Below are 22050 nucleotides of genomic sequence, written 5' to 3' on the forward strand. Positions count from 1 at the left end.
ATCGCGCAATGCGTCGAAATCCTCCACATCCCGATCAAGCGCGCTCCGGCGTCGGAACCGAGCTATCTGGATCCGGCAGAAGTAACAGCGATCCTCGCTCAGCCAGACCGTTCGACCGTTGAGGGTATGCGCGATCATGCACTGCTCTCGTTCCTTTACAACAGCGGCGCACGAATACAGGAAGCGCTTGATCTGTGCCCCGAAGCGATCCGGTTCGAAAGCCCGAACTGCGTGCACCTGACCGGCAAGGGCCGCAAGGAACGCATCTGCCCGCTTTGGCCGGAAACGGTCCTGCTGCTGCGCAAGCTGCTCGAGCGGCAGCCACGGGCACCGGACCAGCGGCTGTTCGTCAACCGCTATGGTAAGCCGCTCAGTGCCTCGGGGGTCCGGTTCAAGCTTGCCGCCTACGTGAGGATCGCCGCCGAAACAACGCCAACGCTGCGTGCCAAGCATGTGACGCCACACGCCTTCCGGCACGCCACCGCCGTGCACCTCATCTCGGCGGGCGTCGACGTTACGGTCATCCGAAGCTGGCTCGGCCATGTGAGCCTCGACACGACCAATCACTATGCCAGGGCCAATCTCGAAACGAAGCGGAAAGCCTTGGAGAAGGTCGCCGTTCCAACAACATCCGGCGGCCAGCCATCTTGGAAGCGCGATGCAAGCGTGCTCGCCTGGCTCGACACACTCTGAAATAATGCGGAGGAACATGGATGAAATCGGCAGAAATCCGCCAATCAGGCCGCGTTCCTCCGCATTATGGGAACCTCGTGATTAGTGAAGTTATGGTTAGGTGAGCATAATTTGACGTACGGCTTAACGTACTGAGGTGGAATGAGCTTGACCGTGTGGCCGATCTCCACAAGCAAGCGCGCCCAGTGATGCGCGCTAGAACACGCTTCCATTCCGACTAGGCACGGCGGCTGCTTTTTGAAGAAGGCCGCCATATCGGCCCGAGAGAGCTTTCGGCGAAGCACGGTTAAGCCGTCCTCATCTACACCGTGAACTTGGAAAACCGTTTTGGCCAGATCAAGGCCAATCGTAACAACTGACATCGCGCTTCCTCCACTTTAATGGCACCACCTAATATGATCGTTTGCATGGGGGTGGTCCATGCCATCAAATGGGCCGTCCAACGCTGCCGCTACATGACACTTGAGAGCGTCTCAGGATTAAGCGATAATCCCATCATCACGTTGCCAGCCATGGCAGCATGATCAATCCGGCTTAGCCGGAGGTCGCTGTGACAACGCCAGCGAACCTACACCACGTTGTGGGCCACGATCTCCGGGGCGACACACCTCCGCGATCGTGCGACTATATGACGAGGGGTGAAAGGGATTCTGCGATATGGATCAAACTGCAGCACAATCGGATTGGTCCACCTCTCGTCCTGCCACCTATTACATCGATGAGAGTGGGAACACCGGCGACCTGACCACGGCCAAGATCGAAACTTACGGTAAGGAGCAGCGCATGTTCACGCTTGCCGCCGTGGGCTGCGATCTGAACCAGCCGTTCAAGGACCGGTTTGAGGCCCTCAAGGCGGCCCATCGCATCCAGTCTGCGGAAGTGAAGTCTAAACAGGCCTATGAACGTCCACAATTCGTTTCCGCCCTCCTTGATATGCTCGATGAGCGCGGTTGCCCGATCTTCATCGAGGCCGTCGACAAGCATTATTTCGTCATCGCGAACATCATGGATCGGATCGTCGTACCCTATGTCGGGGTGTGCGACGTTCAGCCACGCACATTATGGATGAAGGGGGTGATGGCGGATCATATGGCGATCCACGGGCCACCTGAGTTGGCCCAAGCCTTCATCGCCTGCTGTCAGAGCCGGGACTACGTGGAGGTCCGCGACTTCTACAAGCAGATCATCCGCTGGGCCCAGACATGCCGGCTTCCCACCGAAGGTGTGGCCGATGCCTTCGTCCGCTTCACCCGCGACAGCCTCAAGGATTTTCGGAAGCTCCCCAAAGCAAGGGCGGTGGAGCGCGCGCTGCCCATTCCGGACACCTCACCCAAGGGCAAGCTCCTCTGGGTCCTGCCGAACCTAACGTCCTTCACCCACATCTATGCTCGGATCAACCGCTTCCTAGAAAAGCAGGTGTCGGGCGTGACGCTGTTCCATGACGAGCAGCTGCAGTTCGGCGACATACTGCTTCAGAACAAGATAGTGATGGAGGCCTTTACCAACGAGGATGTGATAACTGCGCTCAAGACTGCGGATTTCGAGTTCTGTGCATCCGCGCAGTTGGAGTTCCTGAGCTCCCACGATTCCATCGGCATCCAGATCGCCGATGTCCTGGCCGGTTTTGTGGCAAGATACATCCAGGACGCCGTCTGGGGCGAAATAGCGATGGATGCTAGCAGGATGTCCATTTTCAGCCGCCTTGTGACTGCTGGTGTGCGCGAGCGGGGAACAGGGGTGAACATCGTGGCCCCGGAGAGCCTGGTCCGCCTTCTCGGCATAACCCCGCGAGCAAATTATTCATAATCATCTATTTAGAATAGAAATATTCCCTCTTTGGGCGGAATGAGCATCGTGCTGGGGAGGAAGCTGTGATGGAAGCGGTCGGCGATCTTGAACGTGAAAAGCATCTCAGAAGGGCACCCGCTGATCTGCCGACCAGCCTTGGCAATGTCGTGGAATACCGGAAATCCGGCCTCAGCCTGAACCACGTCGTCGGGTGCCCGCTCGATTGCGGCTACTGCGTGCGCCACTTGTTCGACAACTTCGAGATGAAGCGCCCTCACCTTGTGATGGACGATGAACAGGCCGTGGCTGCGTTGATCGCGCATTGGGCGTTCGTTCCCCACGTTACCCCTGTTCAGATATTCAATCGCGCGACCGATCCGTTTCTGCCTCTGGTGAAGCAGCATATGCTGCATTCCCTTGAATTGCTCGATGGGCACGGCCTCAGAAATCACGTTCTCGTCATCACCCGCTGGAAGGTCATGCCTGAGGATGTCGAGCGCCTCGAACGCCTGCGGCATCTAAAGGTCACGGTTCTGGTGACCTGGTCTGGCATCGCGGACCCCCGCCTCGAACCGGTTGACAGCATGATCGCAGCAAAGTCGCTCGAGGTGCTGGCCGAACATGCTAACCGGACGAAGAGGTTACTCTACTGGCGCCCCATCATAGCGGGCGTCAACGACACCGACGAATGCATCGACAGGGCGAGCGCGCTGTCGCGACTGGCCGACGCCACCGTCTTTACAGGCCTGTTCCACCGTGAGCAGATCCGCGCGCACTTCCGCTCGGCCGGCATCGAGGATCTCTATGCCGACGTGCCCAGGCGCAAAATCCTCCCGCGCGAGGTCGAACAGCACGTCCTGCGCCGCTACTCCGGCGCGCCGATCTTCCGCAAGACCTCCTGCGGCATCGCCTACGCCTATGGGGAGACCGACTACAACGGCCATTACGGCATCCGCGAGATATGCGACATCTGCCCTGCAGGTCAGATCAGACTATGCGCTGCGGGTCACCATGAGCCATCGCGTGCGCTGCTGTCATCGCTCGCAAAGGCAGTGGGCCTCGACCCGGGGCGAATTGAAATCGCTACGGGAAAGGTGATTGTTGAAGACAGCACCGAGCAGCAGCGCTACTTTATCCAGCATTCGCTGGGCTTCCAAGTGCATGATTGCGCTCAGCCGCATCTGCCGGAACGCCACGGCCGCGCCGAGGAGGGCTGGAATTGAGCGAGATAATGTGGGCCGTCGATGTCGAAGGTAGCGGCAAGTCACCCCCTGAGATCGTCGAGCTGGCGATCGCCGAGATGGAGAGGCTGACTCTGACTGGGCGCATCAAGCATTGGCGCTTCAGGCCAAAGAACGGCATCTCCCCCATCGCGTCCCGCATCCACGGGATCTGGGACGAGGACGTGGCCGATGCGCCCGAACTCGAGGACGTCGTCGATGACGTACTGCTGTGGCTCGAGGACAAGCCCATCGTCGGCCATAACGTCAAGGTCGAGGTCGACATCCTCAGCCAGGCGCTTGAAGGGTGGGGGCCCGCCGCTGCCTATGACACGTTGAAGATCGCGCGGCGCCTTCTCCCCGCCGAGGAGAAGCATGGTCTGGAGCATCTCGGATCCAAGTTGGGCCTGAGCCCCGAGGCAGGGAAGATCGCCGGCGGGAAGGCCCACTCCGCCCCCTTCGACGCGGTATTGTCAGCTCTGCTTCTGGACCACATGCTGCGCGACCAGACAGAGCATGACCGACGGTCGATCCTTGCCGATGCGGACATTCTGGGAAGCGCCCAGGGCTCGCTCCTGTGAGGCGGCCACCATTCCGCATCGCGGTCGCAGGAACCCACTCCACCGGCAAGACGACCTTCCTCACACGGCTGAAGGCGCTGTTCGAGCAGCGCGGGCTTGCCGTGACCTACGTCCACGATAGCGCGGTCAACGCCAAGGACAAAGGCTTCCCGATCCTTGCCGACCACACCTTCGAAAGCACGGCGTGGCTGATGGCGAGGGCCATCGAACTGGAGGCTGAGGCCACCCTCGCGGCAGAGGTCATCCTCGTGGACCGTCCCATCGCCGACGCTCTCGGATACCTACTGGCCGCACTGCGGCACACCAGTAGGTCGATTGCCCCTGCCCGCGAAGAGGCTCTGGAACGGATCTGCGAAGCCTGGGCGCCTGAATACGACCTCGCATTCCTGACGGTCCTCGATCCATCGATCGAACTCGGCGCGGGGCGTGACGGGGATGCGCTTTTCCGCGCGCGGGCCGCCGAGGAGGTGACTCGTGTGGTCGACAGGTTCATGCCCGACCGCCACCTTCTTTGCCATGGCGGCGCGGATGCAGCCCTGGCGCTCGCCATCGTCGCGTTCGAAGATTACGACCGCGAAGCCTCTTGATGGACCTCGAGCAGATCGTGCCCGCCAAGATCGCCGAACACCGGGCGATCGGGCTGGCGGGTGAGCGCCGCATCGGCCTCGGTTGCATGGCGCTGACCGGGATCTATGGCTCCGTTGGCCGTGAGCAAGCCATCGCGACGATCATCGCAGCCCTGGATCATGGCGTGTCACTTTTCGACACCGCCCCGCTGTATGGCAATGGCGCAAACGAGACGTTGCTCGGCGACGTGCTGGGCGGCCGCCCCAATGCGACCATCGTCACCAAATTCGGCCTCTATGCTGATGCTGGGGGCAGTCTCTATCGCGACAGTCGGCCCGCGCAGATCAGGCAGTCAGTCGAAGCCTCGCTCACGCGCCTGAGGCGCGATCGCATCGACCTGTTGATCCAGCACCGCACCGATCCCGATACGCCTGACGACGACGTTCAGGCCTGCGTCGACGATTTGATCTCCGCAGGCAAGGTGGGCGAGTTCGGGATTTCAGGTGTTTCCGCCGACCTGATCGCAAGGCGGCCGATGGGGTGCGCCCTCGGCGCTGTGCAGAACGAGCTTTCCCTGGCGACCGGTCCCAAGGGAGCGGAGGTTGCCGCCTCGGCTGCGCGGGGAGCCTGCTTCATGGCCTTCTCCCCATTGGGACGAGGCATCCTGACAGGCTCTAAGCCGTCACGGCCGGACGATCTCAGGACATCCATGCCGGCCTTCGCGCAACTCTCCATGAACAGGCGCTGCCACAACGGTAGTTCTGGCGACGACATCGAAGCTGGGACCCAGGCTTCCGCCCGCCGGGCGCTGGCCTGGGCTCTTGCACAGGGCGCCAATGTCATAGCTATTCCCGGCTGTCGATCCCCGGACCACGTCTCAGCGATTTTTGATGACGCCGATGGCTTTACCGCCGTTCATGCCCCTATGATCGAGGACAGGCTCGCCCAGCACGTTTCAGACTGAAGCGGCTTGGTAGCTTTGGGCTGACGTGGCTTCGACCACGTCCAGGCTATGCCGACCAGATGATGATGCTACATCGTCGGCGAGTTCTGCGTTCGCGAGCATCAGCAGTCCACCTGCCATGAAGGTAGGCCTTTCGGCACCGGTCTACGCCGAGGCAGAAGTGTTTGCCGCGGCCCGTGCGAGCGCCAGCCGCTTCAGCCGCGTCAAGTTGTCCGTCAGCACGTGATCCGTGCCGAGGTCCGGGCACAGATCGAAGCCCAAGCCAGCGAGCATCAGAAGATGGCATACCGCTTCGGTCAGGAGAGCCGCTTCCAGGACTGAGCCAGCATGGCGCCCGAGCAGCGGGTCATCCCCGTGCGCGTAGCTGCCGCGAATTGTCGGAATGAGGCGACATGTCTCCTCGGCGTTCGATGGCAGTATGGCCAAGCCATACCGCACCCGGAGCCATGCCAAGGCAGCTTGCAGACGCACCCCGAGAGACGGCGTGTTGAAGTTCCCGATCAAACCTCTGACCCGCTGACCGAGATCCGAATGCCCTTGCCCAGCAAGAATGGCTGCTGCCGACCCGGCTGCTTCATCCAGATCCGTTCTGGGGATGGCGCTACCGGAAGTCATGTAGATGTCAGGGATCGCCTCGAACCAGCTGGTGGCGTTGAGGAAGCGTATCCGGTCAGGCCGGCCGTTCATGGCCAGGGCTTCAAGCGCGAAGGTAGTTGCCAGCCATCGCGACGCATTCCCCAAAACAGGACGCTCATTCAAACTTCTAATTCTGGTGTAACGAGGCCCCTTAAGTTCACCGCTGCTCGGCGCAGACGCTGAGGCGCCCTTCTCGTAAAATAGCTTTCAATTCGCACAAGCATAGAGTGGTATAGAACACGCCGTTCCTGATCTCGTCACATCCAAAAAGCTCGACCGTATCAATGTGTGAGTACGTAGAATAAGGGTGGTCAGCCGGTCCAATGTCGATCCGAATGCGTTGGCGCTTCCCAGCGGACCAGCCTATGCTGCGGGATGACCTCAACTGCCCCGCCGGACATAGCTGCCTGTTCGATTTGCCCGCCCGCCTTCCCTGGGAATCCTGACCCACGATGATCAACACGCTCGCCCTGAACCTCGTCGCAGACGTCATGGATTGGGATAATGAGGTAGCCACTAGGGAATATGGGTGGCTACGGCTCATCTCCGCTATGAAATACGACGGTTATTCCGATTTTCGCGCCGGTGTCCGCTTCCTGGAGAGTCTCGTCTCTTGGCTCCGGCACTTCGACAAGGCCGATCGACCTGCCGCGTACGCCTTCGTCAAGGAACGACTGGTCTACATCTCCACGCTCGAGATGCAGCGGGTGATCGAAACCTTCATCCCCGAGATCGTCACCCCCTATCTCCGGCGGTCGGTCGCCGCCGAGCTCGGCATCAAGCCGTATCAGGTGTGGCAGTCGGCCGACGGAACGAAAGCCTTTATACGCCGTCTGCGCCGGTGCCTCTTCGTCGGTCTGAGCGACGGCAGCCGCATCGACGTCCTTCGCCGCGCGAACGCGGGCCGCCTGTCACAGGAGCAGGTTATTCCGATGATGAACGTCGACGACGAGAAGTGGAAAAGCCTGGCCGGTGATTTGAAGGAAGAGCAGGGCCCCGACGCCCGCTTCGACGACGTCTACCTCATCGACGACTTCACGGCATCGGGCACGACCTTTATCCGGTTCCCGGACGGCAAGCCGAAGGGCAAGCTCCACAAGTTCGAGAGGATCGTGCAGGACGCCAAGGCGCGGCTCACCGCAGACGATTTTCCTCTCGCGGACGGATACACGCTCCACATTCATCACTACGTATCGACCAAGCAGGCGCACGACGCTCTCGATGAGCGCGTAGCCGAGGCAAATGAGAAGCTCCCGAACAAGAGCTTCGGCACGACGATCATAACGGAAGGCATGCTACTGCCGGGCAATCTTAGGCTCGCCAAGATCGACACGGAAACTCGGGCCGTGACCCTCACGTATCCGACAGACGGTCCGATCGTCGATCTATGCGGTCGCTACTACGACGACTATCTGTCCAAGAGACTCGAGAAGCACGGAAAGGAGGCGGGGTTGATCGACATGAAGTACGGCTATGCGGATTGCGCCTTGCCGCTGGTCCTCGAGCACAACACACCGAACAACGCGATCCCGCTCCTCTGGGCCGAGACCGAAGGCCAGTTCGGGGTTGCCATGCAGCCGCTCTTCTTCCGTCGCGACAGGCACGGCTGACCATGGCCAACCCCTTCCTCCGTCGCGCCACTGAATACGTCCGCGAGGACGAGTCCTTCCTGTCGATCGTCAGTCCGGCCCCGCTCACTACCTTCCTGGCTACCAGCCGAAACAAGGACGACATGTTCGAGGTGCCCGTCCGCATCATCGGCGCACCCGGCAGCGGTAAGACGATGCTCGCAACGCTCGCCGAGTTCCGCATGGTGGAGATGATCCTTAAGGACGAGACAAACCCAACTAACCGCACGCTCGCGGACGCGCTAGCACAGGCGGGATTCCTCAAGGATGGAAAGCCGAACGTCGCCGCCGTCCGCGTGCCGATGGAATCGGAATACCGGGACTTCTGGGAACTGCCCTACGAGCCGATTGTCAAGACGAAGCTCGCCTTCTGGCTAGTGCAGGCCCGCGCGATGCTCGGGCTCATTCGCAATCTTACGGCGAACCGGACGCGCGGGATCGACGCGATCGAATTCATTCCCCGCGCCGACCATGAGGCCCATCTCGAGCAGATCGGTGGCCTCTCCGCGGCCGGCATCCGGGATCGTGCGCTCGCCGTCCAGCGGGCGATCTATAAGGTCGGTGCCGGGCTCAGGGCTCCGAAGCTCGAGAGCCTGCCGATCGACGCCACAGCGCCCTACGCGCCCTTCGACGCCATCAGCCGGATCCGCATCGACTGGAACGGCGAAACGATCGAGATGAGCCCGCTCGTCATGCTCGATGACGTCCACGCCCTCCATCACGAGCAGTTGGAAGCCATGTTCGGCATGCTGTCCCACCGGGAGATGAAATTCGGACGCTGGATGATGATGCGGCTGGACGCCCTCAGCCCGGGAACGGTGATGCGTTCCCACGGCGATCAGCCGACCCACAACCGTGCGCAGGGCCGCGACTTCGTCGACATCCGCATGCAGGGCGACGAGAAAAAGGACGCGTCGAAAAAGCAGTTCCGAACCATGGCGCGGGATATGGCGAAGCGGTACCTGCCGATGGTCGAAGGGCTCCGGAACCGCAATGCCACCGACATCGACCGGCTCGTCCCCAGTGAACCTCCGAAGCTGAGCACTGGCCAGTTGAAGGATCTCGAAAGCAGGGTCGGCAGGGACCAAGAGAAGCTCAAGATCGGCCCGAAACGCCGCAAGGAGATCGACGACATCGTCGACGACTTCATCAGGCGCACGAAGTCCTACGATGACGGGCCCGAGGTCGCAATGGCGATGAAGCGCATCCTGATGCATCGCTACGCCGTCCGCATCGCCCGCTCGACGCCCTCGCTATTCGAAGAGATCGATCCCGACCCCAAGACGCCGCTAAAGGCCGACGCAGACGTCGCGCACGGCGCCCGCGTCCATCTACACCACGAATATAATCGCCCCCTGCACTACGGTGTCGACGAGATCTGCGACGCGAGCAACGAGAACGCAGAGGTGTTTCTACAGTTCGCGGGGGAACTCGTTGCCAATATCGAAACTAGGGCGATCCGGAATAATCCCTTAGCGCTGCCTGCCAAGGATCAGCAGTCGATTCTGCTGGAAAAAGCTAAGTCGATCATGGACTCTTGGGCCTTCCCGCACGCTAAGCGGGTCCGTCAGATGGTCGATGCCATCGGAGCCGACTGCAGGGCCGAATCCCTGCTGCCCAACGCCCCCCTCGGTGCGGGTGCAAATGCGATCGCTATCCTTGAGGAGGACATGGAGGCGATGTCGTTCGACGACGAGCTCGGCTCGGTCCTAAAATACGCGATAGCGCACGGCGCCATCACAATTGAACGGAACTATGGGCAGGGCAGCAAGCTCTGGGCACTGATCGAACTCACCGGCACGGTTGGGCTCGTCTACGGGCTCACCTTCAATCGGGGCGGCTTCCTTCCGCAGAAAATCGACTACCTACGCAAGGTATCGGGGCTGATCGATGCGTAAGCACTGGGAAAACTGCATCACGAATTTCGACGCTGCAGTCGATGACTTCGTCGCCGACTATTTCGCGGACTCGTCGCGTAATGTCCTGCTCGTCGCTGCGGCCGGGTTCGACCCCCGATCGCGCCGCATCTCGCAGATGCTTGCGGACACGCTCGGAACCCGACTGTCTGCGATCTACGTCCGCGAAGAGCGTCCAGGCGCGTCCGAGGCGCTCATTGAGCAGGCGAACGAGAACGAGGCGACCCTAAAGGGTATCGTCCCCAACTCCGACGTCATCAGCATCGAAGTCTTTGCTGAAGATGGGGCGCCGGTTGGCGGCTCCCGCATCGTAGCGCGTCTGAACGAGCACCCCGTCGCCGACGTGGTGACCGACGTGATCCTCGATCTGAGCGCGCTCTCCATCGGGGTTGGCTTCCCGGCCGCGAGGATGCTGCTCGAAGATTGCGAAAGTGCTGCTAATCGCGCCTTCCATCTGATGATCGTCTCCAATCCCGAGATGGATGACAGGATATCGAGCATCCCATCGAGCCGGGCGGGATCGGTGAAGGGCTTCTCGCCGCCGATCGAGGACGACACCCACGGGCTCGCCCAGGTCTGGATCCCCCAGCTGGCCCGCGGACGCGCGCTGGCGCTGACCCAGATCGGCGCAGCGATCCCGTCACGGTACAAGATCTGTCCCCTCCTCCCATTCCCGGCCCGGAACCCACGTCGCGCCGACGATCTCCTCGCCGAATACCGCACGGAGCTCGTCGACGAGTGGGAGGTCGATCCACGCGATGTCGTCTATGCTTCAGAGCGGAACCCGCTCGATTGCTATCGGACACTTTCGACCCTGAAGACCCGCTTCGACCGGACGATGAAGGGGACCTACGAACCACGAATGGTCCTGTCGCCGGTGGGGAGCAAAGTGCTCGCTGCCGGCGCCCTTATGGCCGCGATCGAGCATGACATGGCGGTGCAGTATCTCGAAACCGAAACCTACCTATTCGACGATACCGTGATCGGACCCCACGAAGCGCCGGACATGACCGTGCACCTAATCCTGTCCGGCCCGCTCTACGCGAGCTACGACGAACCGGCGCCGACGGAATGACGACGCCCGTCCTCACCGCGAAGCTCGACGCCCTTCCCACTACGCTCGACCTGTTCCTGGCATACGATGCCGGGCCGCTCGCCGTCTCACTCGCGGACGGTGCCCGCCGCCACTCCCTCTCAATTGGATCCGGCGGCTCGGCGATCGCAGCCGAATATCTTGCGCGCTGCCGCGACACCCTCGGTCTTGGCCCGACGACCGTGCAAACGCCAATGCAGCTGGTGACCGATTACCACGACCTCTCCGAGACCGATGTCTGGCTGTTCAGCGCCAGCGGCGACAATCCGGACGCCGCCGCAGCGTCGCAAGCCGTCTTCGACCGTAAGGCGCGGAAGGTTTATCTCGTAACCCGCAACACCGACGGATCGGCGGTACGCATCGTCGAGGGCGGAGGCGGCACCGTCCACATCGTGCCGGTCGCCGACCCGAAAGACGGCTACCTCGCGACCCATTCGCTCATGTCCTCGGTCGTCGCGCTGCTCCTCGCCTGCGACGGGGCATCCCGAGACCCTCGAGGTGCCGCCCACCTGCTTGGTTCGCTCGCCTCCCGTCTCACGGAGATGCGAGATCCCGCTCATCGGGCGTCGATCGCTGCGCGTCTTTCGTCGCTGCGGCGGAGCGACACCGTCGTCATTGCTGGCGATTCCCACCTGAGGCCTCTGTCCGTGCTGCTCGACACGTCGATTTGGGAGGCCTCGCTGTGCCATGTCCAGACAACGGACTTCCGCAACCTGGCGCATGGTCGCCATGGCTGGCTCCACCACCGGCAGGATGAGACGCTGGTCTTCGCGCTGACGGGTACGGACACCCGAGCGACTTGGAAGGCGATCAACGATCTCCTTCCGCCTTCGCTTCGCCGGCATGCAGTCGATCAGCGGTCGTGCGGCCGCCTCGACAACGCGCTCGCGATGATCGACGGGCTCGGCATCATAGAAGCGATGGGGACCATTCTGGGGATAGACCCCGGGAAGCCGGGCATCGGCGAATTCGGCCGCGCGATATACGACGACCACTCGCTAGCCGATCTCGCCCAGGCCCTGCCTCCGAATGTGCGGCACAAGCGGGCGGCCATCGCGAAATCCGACTCCCACGATCCCGCGGACGATCCTCTCCACCTGATCGGTCGGGAGCGCCTGCGGGCGCTGGCCGAGGCGGACATCGGCGGTGCTGTCTTCGATTACGACGGAACGATCGTGACGACCGCCGGCCGCTACTCCGCGCCCGACAAGGAGATCGCCGACGAATTGATCAGACTGCACAAGGCCGGCCTCAGGATCGGGTTCGCGACGGGCCGCGGCGGTTCGGCGGGGGAAGAACTGAGGAAGATCCTGCCCGCCGACATGCTGCCGTCGATCCCGATCGGCTACTACAACGGCGGTCATCTCCGCACGGCGGATGTCGACGTCGACGAGGATCGCGCACCGGCGGACTCGGCAATCACCGAGACCGCAGCCTGGCTCAATGAGCGAAGCGATCTCTTTCTTTGCCACAGCTTCAAGCACCGAGAGGTGCAGATCACCGTCGACATGGACAAGCTGCGCTATCCCTACCGCTTCCCCGTCGACTTCGAAGGCTGCGCGCCGTTCGCGGCCGGCCTGGTCCGCATCATGGGATCGGGCCACAGCTACGACATTGTTCCGGCGGCATCGAGCAAGCTTTCCGTCGTCCAAGCGATTAAGGCCGAGCTGCCCGTCGGCTTGGAAATACTCTGCTTCGGGGACAGCGGATCTAGACCGGGGAATGATCACGCGCTTCTCTCCCATCCCTACGGCATCAGCGTCGGGGACGTGTGCGGCGCGGCGAACGGTTGCTGGTCTCTGTTCGGTGCAGGCTCAGTAGGTCCAGAGGCACTTCTCACCATCCTGCGAGCTCTGTTACCATCGGACGTCGGAAGGATTCGCGTCGATTTCGGATCGCTCGGTCTCGACAGATGACAATGAATGAGTACATAATGTGAACATGCACGACTTGCCCCTCTACCTCGACTATCGCGTCGACGTCGCCGGTACTGGGTTCGCGGTGCTCGACCGCATCTACGCCGATGGCGATCTCTTCGACGAGGCATTGGGCGGCTCGTGCGGGAACGTGCTCGTGTCCCTGGCGATGCTCCATCGCCATGTTGCACCCGTCTTGGCGCTCGGAAACGATGATGCGGGCTACAGACTAATCGACGAGTTCGTCCAGGCTGGCGCCACCACGCGGTTCATCACCCGACGCGCCGACCTTCGGTCGCCCGTGCTCACGCAGGAGCTCAACACCGCATTGGGCCAGCACGAATTCAGCTTCGTGTGCCCGGAGACGCACGAGGAGCTACCGCGATACGAGCCGATCGGCCACGCCGAAGTCGCCTCCGCGCTAAACATGCTGTCACGATGCTCGATCTTTTACGCTGACCGGCTATCGGACAGCATCCTTGAGGCAATGAGGACGGCGGGTGCGGCGGGTGCGGTCATCTTCTTCGAGCCGTCCGACTTCGAGGAAGGCGAACTCTTCGAGGAGGCCCTGCAGCTCGTGACGGTTCTGAAATACTCAGAGGACAGGCTCGGCGACCGTCTGGCGGACCGCCTTCACGACTGCGTCCGAATTGTTACCTATGGTGCTGCGGGCCTCGAGGTGCGTGATAGCGGAGGGACCATCTGGTGCGACGCGATCGACGCGCCCACGGTCCTGGACACATGCGGTTCGGGAGACATGGTCAGCGTCGGCGTGATCGACTGGATCCTCACCAACGACTTCGGTACTTCCAGTCTCAAGGCTGCGGACTTGCTCGAAGGGATCGTCGCGGGTCAGCGCCTCGCGGCCGAGAACTGCGCCTACGCCGGCGCCCGGGGCCTTTTCAAGAAGCGGGGCGCCGGCTTCGTCCGCGAAATCCTGAACAGCCGCTCCGCGATCTACTGACTGGGATTCACTCCGCCGCCACGAGATAGGTGTCGGCGCCCGCGCCCTGATCGCGGAGCGCCGCGCGAAGTTCCATCAACAGCTCCCCGAGCATGTTCCGGCCGACTCCATTGACCTCGCCCCATAGACGATTGACCTCGTTGTCGACGGTCGCCGTCTCCACGAGTCTCGCCTCGCCTGTTCCGAGAAGCAGATCGAGAAGATCGGGGTGCTGCGTGAACTTCGCCCGCAGCACGGCCCGCATGCGATCAAACTTTGAGGTCGACCAGCCCGGGGCTACATCCCAGTAGTAGAGACCGTGTGCCGCCATCGCCAGAAGCGCCGGCGACGGTGCCTCCATGAGCCATTTCCGCACCGCCGGCTTACGCGCTTTGCCCGCCTGATAGGCGTGCTCGCTGGTAGCGAACGTCTCACCCTCGAATTCAATCTCGCGCCGATAGAGGTTGCTGAATGCACCGAAGGGCTTCTCGCTGGCCCGGTAAAATCGGATATCGTCCATCGATAGTTCCTTGCAAATTTGCTTGTAATAATACATGCTAATTCGCATGAAGCCGACATGCAAGCAATTAAATGAGCTCCACAAGCGGATTTCCAGAAAATACGCGAAGAGCAAGCTGAGCAAAGCTGATCTGGGCAGATTAGCGAACGTCCATCCAAGTCAGGTTGGCCGGATATGCGCGGGTGACTTTAAGACAATTAGCAATAATGTCGTGCAGATCTGCAAGGTCCTCAAGGTGAATGTGCCTAAAGTCGACGAAGAGATCGAGATGGATACTGAGTGGGCGAAAGCGAATGCCAGTCTGCGTCGGATTTGGGACCACACCCCCGAGGGAGCCGCGGTCATCAGGCGCGTCTTGGATGCCATTGCAGATTTGCGCTTGCCCGAAGCCGGTGAAGCCGACGGTCCCGAAGCCCAGATTGCCTTTTCCGCCTGAAACGATAGCGGAGATAGCGTCACCGTCAGCGCACTTTCTCGACCTGCACGAGCACAGTGCGGCATCACAGCATGAACGGACGAGTGAAATTCCTGCGCTTATTTCTTGAGCGGGCAGTCCGATCCAGCCGAATTTCTCCGATCCGCACTACATGGACAAGTGCCAGATGTTGGGTTCGGTTTTAGGGAAGCAGGATGACGATAATTGGGTGCAAAGTGGACATTGCAGCTCGCACGTAGAGAGTCGGCTATTCACTTGGCACCGTCCCGAAGCGGACCAACCAGAATGGCCCACTTATGCATTCACCCCACTCCCATTTGAAACCCTTAACCTGCGCGCAAAGATGCGGCATACCCAGATCGTCGTGCCATTTCGCGGCACGCTGCAACAGGCCCAACCCACTGACCAGGCCCCGAATACACGGAAGAATGCGGTATAAAGTCCAGCTCAAATATCGGGGCTAAGGCAACGACCTCGTTCCCACAGCCAGGCTTCAATCTCGGCAAGAGTGACCTTGCCCGAATTGCCTACATTCATTATTTTCCCGCGCGTCAACGTTGCAACCCGCTCCGGAAGTAGCCGGTCGCGCTCGGCAGGGTCCGCTTCCGGCTCGATGACTAAATATCGTAACACGTTATTGGCCCGACCTGACAATGCGGCACGGTTGGTTTGAATAGCTTCCTCCCGGGTACGCAACTCCTCACGTGACATGATATCGCGCACCCGGCCGATGCTGATCCCAAATGCTGCGGCAATTTCGCGCTGTTTCATGCCTTTGGCTTTCATGGCAATCATACGCTTTCCGCGCTCCTCTGCATCACTTGGCTTCTGTCTGGGTTGCCGCATCGCAGGGCGTTTCACCTCGATTACGCGAACACCGTCCCAGAAGCGGACGGTGTCCAACGACTCATATCTGATCGCATCCATTGCCCATGTTTTCGCAGCGTCAACATCTGGCAGATCAACCAGCCTCATCGATGACTCGCCCTCGGCGGAAACTAGATAAAATGCAAAGGCAGGCACAAGTTCGTCCTCCGGAAAGACCGTGATTTTCAGATAAAATCATTCCGTCGGCAAGATCGCAATTGCACCGCCGTACGGCGCAAAGATACGCCGACACAAGCAAGGAATAGCAGCACATTTGCCGCAACATTCGGCCGACAATGGTTCATCTGATATTGAAACGGCTGACAAGCAAACCTCATTCGCACGATTTGGGCGGGACGTCCGTGCGCTTTTCTCGCTGCTGTCGCTCTTGATCAAGTTCACGCGCGATCTGACGGCCCAGGAGGCGCGCAAGTCGTAGGATGGCGGCATCCGCTTCGGTGGAAAGACGGGGAGGCGCATCTCGATTGGGCCGCTTCTTCTTCATCGCGGCCGTGTCCAGGATTTGAAGTGTGCCCAGTTGTTAGAACCGTAAAACAAAGCTCGATGGAGGGCAGGAGGAAAGGAGGGGGCAGGAGTCTTGCGGTGGCCATGGACGATCGGTCCACGGTGACCAGGGCGGATCGGTTTCCAATCGGATGAACCTGTGCTATTTTTCCAGATGGAAAGGCTCTGCAAATGCAGGATGTTGATCACGTTGAGCAGACAGATGAGGCAGGCTCGCCATCGCCGCGCGCTGCCGATTGGTTTTGGCGACCATGGTACGCGAAGCTCTACTGGGTAACGGCGCTGCTTTACTGGATTGGCCTCGAGATCATGATAGCCATCCCCTATGACCGGATTAATACGTCCGTGGCCAACACCATGGTGTTGCTCATCCTCATCTTCAATCCCATCACGGTCGTAGCGGTTCTCGGCTATGGTTTCTTGAAAGCGAAGGTTGCTTGCGGAGAATGGGTGATCGTGCCGGGACCGGCTTCGCAAAGGCCAGTCATGGATCCCTATACCGATCCATCCGATCCGAGATCGGGCGATATGCACTTTCGACACATCGGCGTGATCCAGGACTGATATCATGGGTCCCGGCGCTCCTTGTAGCTAGGGTCCCCGTCTGCCATTCCGTTGTCGCGATCGAACAGCAAACGTCCCGAACTGAGGACAGAAGACTGCTCCATCGAGGTAACTGGGCCAGTGACATCGACCGTGCCCCGTCCTGAATCGGCCTGCCGCAAATAACGGTTACGAAGCCCATCATTGCCGAGCACCCGTTCACCCAACTCCCTCGCGAATGCCTCTTCCGGACGCCCGGAGCGAGAAGCGGCTTTTTCTGCAGACGCAATTGCCTCCCGGACATCATAATTTACAATGTCGATTGATGAGCGAGCTGAGACTGCCGCAATCCCTCGGTCCGAAATGTCGGCACTCAGCTTTCCGCTCAGAGAGCCTGTCGCGCTGCCCTTGACACTACCTTTTTCCGCACCGTTTCCGCTTGTGCCAACGCCGCGCGCTGCCGCCGCCGTTATATCGCCGGAAATGCTCTGGCTATCTGCTGTCGAATGCTCTGCTGACCGCGATAGAGAGCGTTGCCACCCGGTCTGGACCATGATCGCGGTGACATCGCGCTCCAGCGTATCAGCGACCTGCGGTTTCAGCCGCCAGTCACCCCGCCGATCCATCTCGAACCCGCCGCGCAACCAGTTGGCCATGGCGGTCTGGCCCTGCGCGCCGCTGCCCAGAAAATGCTCGATCGTGTCGGGCCCCGCCTGTTTGCCGGCTTCGAACCGCGTGCTGGTATCGTTGCGCGCAGACTGGCTGAACCCGGTGCTGCTGGAGACGAGGAGATCATTATGGGCAAAACTGAACCGGGCATGCCCACCATTGGCGATCGCGCCAAGCTGGCTTTCGTTGATCAAGCCGCCTCGCCACATCTGCGCGGCTAGTTCCGGCGTCAGGTTAAGGCCGATGTCGCCATTCTGGTCCATGGCGATCTGGCGCTTCGACATTTCCACGCCATGGGTGCGCAACAGCGCCTGGGTGCGGGTGAGCCGCTCCTTGTCGACGATACCGGTCAGTCGCTCGTTGCGTGCGCGATCGGCGATGCCTTCCGCACCGCCTTGCGCCATATCGACCTGGTTTCCGGCAGTGCCCGCCAGCGTGCGAATGAAAGAATCCAGACGCGCGGCTTCGCGGACCGACACGCCAGCGGCAGCAGCGCCTTGGGCAAAACCGGCATTGTCCGCCTGGCGCCGTTGCTCGCCTATCTGGGCCGAGCTGCGCACGCCATCAGGACCGATCTCGCGCTGGGCATCAAGCTTGCCCGACCGCTCGGCAAAATCATAACCAGCGGCCTCGCGCGTGCGGCCATAGACACTCGTGCCCTCGCGCGCGGCTTGCGCTGTTGCTCCGTCGGCAGTGCCGACCTGAACAGCGGCATTGTAGCTTTCCAGTGCGCGCAGCACCTGGGCTTCGTTGCGTCCGGTCGAGCGCGACAACTGGCTGATCGCAGTCGATCGCGCTTCACCCGAAAGCGCATTTATGAAACCGATGCGCCGGCTGGTTTCGGTGACCGAGAGACCCAGCATCCCTGCGGCCTCGCTCTGCCCGTGATTATGCCCGGTGCGATGGGCCTGTTCCGTCGCGACATTGCCGCGCTCGACCGCCGCAACCCTATCGCCGGCATAGTCCCGTCGCCCTTCCATCGCGCCCACCTGCGCCTGCGCAGCGGTCAGGTCATTACGCAGCATCTGTTCCTGATCGAAGGCGTTGGCCGTGATCTTGGCGAAGGTCGGATCAGCACCGGCCTGGGCGATCACGGTCGAGGCCTTGAGCGCTGCATCCTTTGTATTATAGCCGCTGCGCTCAAAATGCCGCTGCGCCCCCGACTGCATCATCTCATAGGCTTGGCTGTCGCCGAACGCCTTCCACTGCACCATGTTCTGCGCGAAAGCGGCAAAAGCGCGTTCGCCGCCCTGACCGTCGCCGAAGTAGCTCGTGCCAAGCTTGCGGAGCGCGTCTCCCTGCGCAAAATTGTGGATGGCAGAGGTCGCTGCATTGGCCCGGATGGCGCTGGCCGTGGCAGGATCGTTCAAATCCCGCCCGACCAGGGCAGGGGAAAGCGCGCCCAGTTCCCGCGCGGCATCGGCCCGACCTAGCCCGAACGCCGCCGTTCCTGACGGGCCGCCGCCATGTTCCCCGATGACCGACCCGGCTGACGCAAAGGCTCGGTCGAGACCAAAACTGCTGCGTTCGCCAAAATCGCCGAACCCCGCTGATGAGGAGCGTCGCGCTATCGTGCCACCGGCCGAAGCCTGCGCTTCGAGCGCGGAGGCATAGCCCTCGCTGGTCCCCACGGTTGCCGCCGCCATGCTGCCCTGGCCCTGGACACCGAGCATGCCCGACGTGAACGCAGTGAACATATTGCCCGAGAAGCGGAACACGGTGAACACGAACGCGCCCGCCAGGCCCGCCGCTGCGGTTCGGAAAGACCCGAAGATGGCGAGCGCCTTCATCGCTGCCGACGGCGCGAGGATCCAGCTATCGGCTGCGACATTGGTCGCACGCAACTCGGCCAGCACATCCATCGCCCGGCCAAGGGTGAGCTGGTAAATGCCGGCATCGATTACGCCCCACAGCGCGACGAACACGAACAGGCCGAGCGCGAAGCTCGCGACCCGCAGGTTGATCGGCGTCAGGATGAACAGCAGCGCGATCGGCATCATCATGAGCATGATCGCGAAAACCGAAGCCCGGATGGTCGGCATCCATTCATTGGCAGTGGAAAGCGTGGCAAGTCCATTGGACTCGATCGCCCGGTTCGCCATCACCCGCGCCGTGGCTGCAGGCGAATCCTCGAACAAGACATCGCCGACCGTCTGACCGAGCAGGATGTTGGTGAGGAACGTCTGCCGGCTCATGGATTGACCCAGCATCATGTCGCCCAGCGCATCGATCTGCTGGCGGCAGCGATCGCGCTGGCTCGCCTGGTTCACATCGAACCCGGTGCGCGCGCAGACCTGATCGCTATAAGCGTCGAACGCTGTGGCATCCGACAGACGGTCGGCGATATGGGCCCAGGCTGCATCGCAGCTCATCGTCGTGCCGCCCTTGTCGCTCGCCGTATAGACGGTCGAGAAGGTAGCAGGGCCAGCCATCGCCGCAAAGGAAGCAGGAAGGTCAGTCGAGGTCCGGAACAGCTGATCGTCATCGACGCCATAGGGCGGCGAGACACGCGCGACCGGATAGCATTGCCGCACATAATCTTTCACCGTTGCATCAAGGAAGGTGTCGACGATCGGGCTGCGCGGCGACACCGCGTTCAGGAACAGGTCGAACGCATGGCCGCCAGCGCCAAATTCCAGCTTGGCATTGGGATCGGTGGTGTTGTCATCGATCGTTTCGGCCAGCGCCCGTTCCATCAGGTTGGTGACGCCTGCGACCAGCACGATGAGATTGGGGACGCCGCCAACTGGCTGATAGGCGTTGCGCACCCGGTCATAGATGTGGACCGTGCCGGTCGTAGCGATCATCCCGGCGAACAGGCCGATGCCGACCAGCATCTGGAAGCCGAAGGCAACCAGTCCCATGCCGGAACCCCGAATGCTGGCGATGACCGCGCCGAACGCGATGCCGACCACAGCGACAATCAAAACCAATGTCTCATAGCGCGGATCGCCGAAGATCATCGCCACCAAGTGAAACGCGTCGACGGTTTCGGAAAAGCCGTCCCAAGTGTGATAGCTGGCATCGATCGCCAGCGCGGGCGTGGCGCTCAGCAAGCCGAACAGGACGCATGCCAGGCGGATGAGATGACGCATGGCTCGCCTCACCGGTTGCGATTGGCGTTGGCGCCAGCGGCGTCACGCGCATCACGGTCGCGCTGGCGCACCACCCCGGCATAATTTGCCGACAGGTTCGCCTGGTTCATGGCCGCGATATAGGACTGGCGCATCTGCGCGCGCTGGCGCAGCACCTCGTCGCGCAGTTCGCTTAGCTGCTCGATGCCCTTGGTCAGGATGCGGGTCTGGCAGATGTTGGTGTTGTCCGCGTCAGCCGCGCCCGCCGTTGTCACGCCGCGCTCGGCATTCTGGAGCGCAAAGTCGATAGAGCGGGTCAGATCATTGAGCATCTGATAGGCGAGGGTGAGGGCGACCAGCTCGTCGGTGTCGGCGATCACGCTGTCGGTCAGGCCCTGCCGCACGCCCCATTCGAGCAGCCGATAGACCGGTAAGGTCCGTACATTGGCGACGAACTGCTTTTCTTCTGTCGTCAACGCGGCGCGGGTACGAATCTTGGCGGCCACCGATTCCATCCTTTCGCGCGCCAGCAGCAGCGCGCCGCGCCCGGCGCCGTTCACCGAACAATCCGAAGCTGTCGCGGGAATGTTGAGCGCGCGGGTGGGCACCCGTCCGGTCAGGAAATCATCGGCGCTCTCGCTATCCTGGCGTGGGCAGGCGGGGATTGCCGAGAAGAGCGGCACCTTGTCCTTATCATCCCAGCGCATATAGACGTCGCCCACCCGTGCGCGCATCACGCCCGCCCAGTCGGACGCACCGACGCGCGCGGCAGCATGGCCAAGCAGCGAACCGGTCTTGAAGATGTCGGTGACCTCTGACGGGCAATTGGCGAGCGCGTCCTTCAGATCCTCGGTGGGATTGCCCTTATTGGCCTGGATCTTCTCGCGGCTCTGTTGCCAGCTATTGGCATAGCCTGCACGGATAGATTTATAGCCGGTCATCTCCTCAACGATTCCCGACATATTGTCATCGCCTTTGGCGATCTGAACCATGCGATTGGCGAGGCGGCAGTCGTTCACCTGGATCGAATTGAGGTAATTGGTCGCTGCCTCCATCTTCGAGATGATGTTACCCATTTTCTCGTCGAGGGTTTCGAGCAGATATTGGAAAGCGACGGCCGGCGCCGCCTGCAGGATCGTCTCCAGTTTCTGGACCAGATAGTCGGGGTCGAGAAACGACATGCCCCCTAAAAACATGTCGATACCGCCGCAGCCGGCCTTCACTTTGGGAAGCGTCAGGCTCATGAGATAATCGTCATGGACATCGACGCGACCCGACATGCCGCCTGCGGTCACATAGCCGCGGGTCTGGTCCTCGAAGCTGCCCGGCGAGCTATAGGTGACATTATCGAACCAGCTTTCGGCCCAGCCTTGGGCATAGGCAGGGGCCGCCTGGCCGCATGAAGCGACGAGGATCGAGAGCGCGAGGGTCAGACGATGTGAATGATGTCCCATGGCAGGCTTCCTCATGA

At 61.3% G+C, this 22050-nt stretch carries 18 protein-coding genes and 1 pseudogene; 13 read left to right on the forward strand and 6 right to left on the reverse strand.

The window, feature by feature from the left end; translation table 11 throughout:
- A partial coding sequence (locus tag SxD43FB_RS15720; RefSeq protein WP_096063018.1) for a tyrosine-type recombinase/integrase occupies positions 1 to 693 on the forward strand: 693 nt, incomplete at its 5' end.
- 110 nt (positions 694 to 803) lie between these two features.
- Here the strand turns inward: SxD43FB_RS15720 and SxD43FB_RS25940 are convergent.
- Positions 804 to 1055 (reverse strand): annotated as a pseudogene (locus SxD43FB_RS25940) (IS110 family transposase); the annotation flags it as partial.
- 295 nt (positions 1056 to 1350) lie between these two features.
- On the opposite strand from SxD43FB_RS25940, the gene SxD43FB_RS15730 reads away from it, so the two are divergent.
- From SxD43FB_RS15730 to SxD43FB_RS15750, 5 genes are all read left to right on the forward strand, one after another.
- Entirely contained in the window at positions 1351 to 2499 is a 1149-nt protein-coding gene (locus SxD43FB_RS15730; protein ID WP_096063019.1) for a DUF3800 domain-containing protein, read from the forward strand.
- 68 nt (positions 2500 to 2567) lie between these two features.
- Complete coding sequence (locus SxD43FB_RS15735; protein ID WP_096063020.1) at positions 2568 to 3704, forward strand: radical SAM protein; 1137 nt, start codon at positions 2568 to 2570, stop codon at positions 3702 to 3704.
- A complete protein-coding gene (locus SxD43FB_RS15740; protein WP_096063021.1) occupies positions 3701 to 4282 on the forward strand; it encodes a 3'-5' exonuclease in 582 nt (193 codons plus the stop codon). Before SxD43FB_RS15735 ends, SxD43FB_RS15740 begins: the two co-directional genes overlap by 4 nt.
- Complete coding sequence (locus SxD43FB_RS15745; protein ID WP_096063022.1) at positions 4279 to 4869, forward strand: AAA family ATPase; 591 nt, start codon at positions 4279 to 4281, stop codon at positions 4867 to 4869. The genes SxD43FB_RS15740 and SxD43FB_RS15745 overlap by 4 nt, the downstream gene beginning before the upstream one ends.
- The gene (locus SxD43FB_RS15750; protein ID WP_096063023.1) at positions 4869 to 5813 is read left to right on the forward strand and encodes an aldo/keto reductase; all 945 of its coding nucleotides are present in this window, start codon (positions 4869 to 4871) and stop codon (positions 5811 to 5813) included. The genes SxD43FB_RS15745 and SxD43FB_RS15750 overlap by 1 nt, the downstream gene beginning before the upstream one ends.
- Before the next feature lie 144 nt (positions 5814 to 5957).
- Here SxD43FB_RS15750 and SxD43FB_RS15755 read toward each other — a convergent pair whose 3' ends face one another.
- Complete coding sequence (locus SxD43FB_RS15755) at positions 5958 to 6500, reverse strand: hypothetical protein (RefSeq protein ID WP_096063024.1); 543 nt, start codon at positions 6498 to 6500, stop codon at positions 5958 to 5960.
- A gap of 401 nt (positions 6501 to 6901) precedes the next feature.
- Here SxD43FB_RS15755 and SxD43FB_RS15760 point away from each other — a divergent pair, with 401 nt between their 5' ends.
- The 5 genes from SxD43FB_RS15760 to SxD43FB_RS15780 are packed head-to-tail and all read left to right on the forward strand — an operon-like array spanning position 6902 to position 13966.
- Positions 6902 to 8059 carry a hypothetical protein gene (locus tag SxD43FB_RS15760; protein WP_096063025.1) on the forward strand — a complete coding sequence of 386 codons (1158 nt, stop codon included), beginning with the start codon at positions 6902 to 6904 and terminating at the stop codon, positions 8057 to 8059.
- Between the two features lie 2 nt (positions 8060 to 8061).
- Positions 8062 to 9975, forward strand: coding sequence for a hypothetical protein (locus tag SxD43FB_RS15765; RefSeq protein ID WP_096063026.1), 1914 nt, complete (start codon positions 8062 to 8064; stop codon positions 9973 to 9975).
- Positions 9968 to 11068 (forward strand): hypothetical protein, encoded by a 1101-nt coding sequence (locus SxD43FB_RS15770; protein ID WP_096063027.1) that lies wholly within the window; start codon positions 9968 to 9970, stop codon positions 11066 to 11068. The genes SxD43FB_RS15765 and SxD43FB_RS15770 overlap by 8 nt, the downstream gene beginning before the upstream one ends.
- Positions 11065 to 13002, forward strand: coding sequence for an HAD hydrolase family protein (locus tag SxD43FB_RS15775; protein WP_096063028.1), 1938 nt, complete (start codon positions 11065 to 11067; stop codon positions 13000 to 13002). Before SxD43FB_RS15770 ends, SxD43FB_RS15775 begins: the two co-directional genes overlap by 4 nt.
- A gap of 25 nt (positions 13003 to 13027) precedes the next feature.
- The gene (locus SxD43FB_RS15780) at positions 13028 to 13966 is read left to right on the forward strand and encodes a PfkB family carbohydrate kinase (RefSeq protein ID WP_096063029.1); all 939 of its coding nucleotides are present in this window, start codon (positions 13028 to 13030) and stop codon (positions 13964 to 13966) included.
- Positions 13967 to 13973: 7 nt separating this feature from the next.
- On the opposite strand, the gene SxD43FB_RS15785 is transcribed toward SxD43FB_RS15780, so the two are convergent.
- Complete coding sequence (locus SxD43FB_RS15785) at positions 13974 to 14501, reverse strand: NADAR family protein (RefSeq protein ID WP_255245754.1); 528 nt, start codon at positions 14499 to 14501, stop codon at positions 13974 to 13976.
- A 10-nt stretch (positions 14502 to 14511) separates the two neighbouring features.
- Here SxD43FB_RS15785 and SxD43FB_RS15790 point away from each other — a divergent pair, with 10 nt between their 5' ends.
- Positions 14512 to 14901 (forward strand): hypothetical protein, encoded by a 390-nt coding sequence (locus SxD43FB_RS15790; protein ID WP_141249521.1) that lies wholly within the window; start codon positions 14512 to 14514, stop codon positions 14899 to 14901.
- Positions 14902 to 15348: 447 nt separating this feature from the next.
- Here SxD43FB_RS15790 and SxD43FB_RS15795 read toward each other — a convergent pair whose 3' ends face one another.
- Positions 15349 to 15876, reverse strand: a complete 528-nt coding sequence (locus SxD43FB_RS15795; protein ID WP_096063031.1) for a hypothetical protein — start codon at positions 15874 to 15876, stop codon at positions 15349 to 15351.
- Between the two features lie 588 nt (positions 15877 to 16464).
- Between SxD43FB_RS15795 and SxD43FB_RS15800 the strand changes: the two genes are divergently transcribed.
- Positions 16465 to 16857 (forward strand): hypothetical protein, encoded by a 393-nt coding sequence (locus tag SxD43FB_RS15800; RefSeq protein ID WP_096063032.1) that lies wholly within the window; start codon positions 16465 to 16467, stop codon positions 16855 to 16857.
- 2 nt (positions 16858 to 16859) lie between these two features.
- Here the strand turns inward: SxD43FB_RS15800 and SxD43FB_RS15805 are convergent, their stop codons facing one another.
- Entirely contained in the window at positions 16860 to 20600 is a 3741-nt protein-coding gene (locus SxD43FB_RS15805; protein ID WP_096063033.1) for a conjugal transfer protein TraG N-terminal domain-containing protein, read from the reverse strand.
- An 8-nt stretch (positions 20601 to 20608) separates the two neighbouring features.
- The gene (locus tag SxD43FB_RS15810; RefSeq protein WP_096063034.1) at positions 20609 to 22033 is read right to left on the reverse strand and encodes a conjugal transfer protein TraH; all 1425 of its coding nucleotides are present in this window, start codon (positions 22031 to 22033) and stop codon (positions 20609 to 20611) included.
- Between the last annotated feature and the right edge of the window lie 17 nt (positions 22034 to 22050).

The organism is Sphingobium sp. D43FB (assembly GCF_002312805.1).
In the GTDB taxonomy this organism is placed as follows: domain Bacteria; phylum Pseudomonadota; class Alphaproteobacteria; order Sphingomonadales; family Sphingomonadaceae; genus Sphingobium.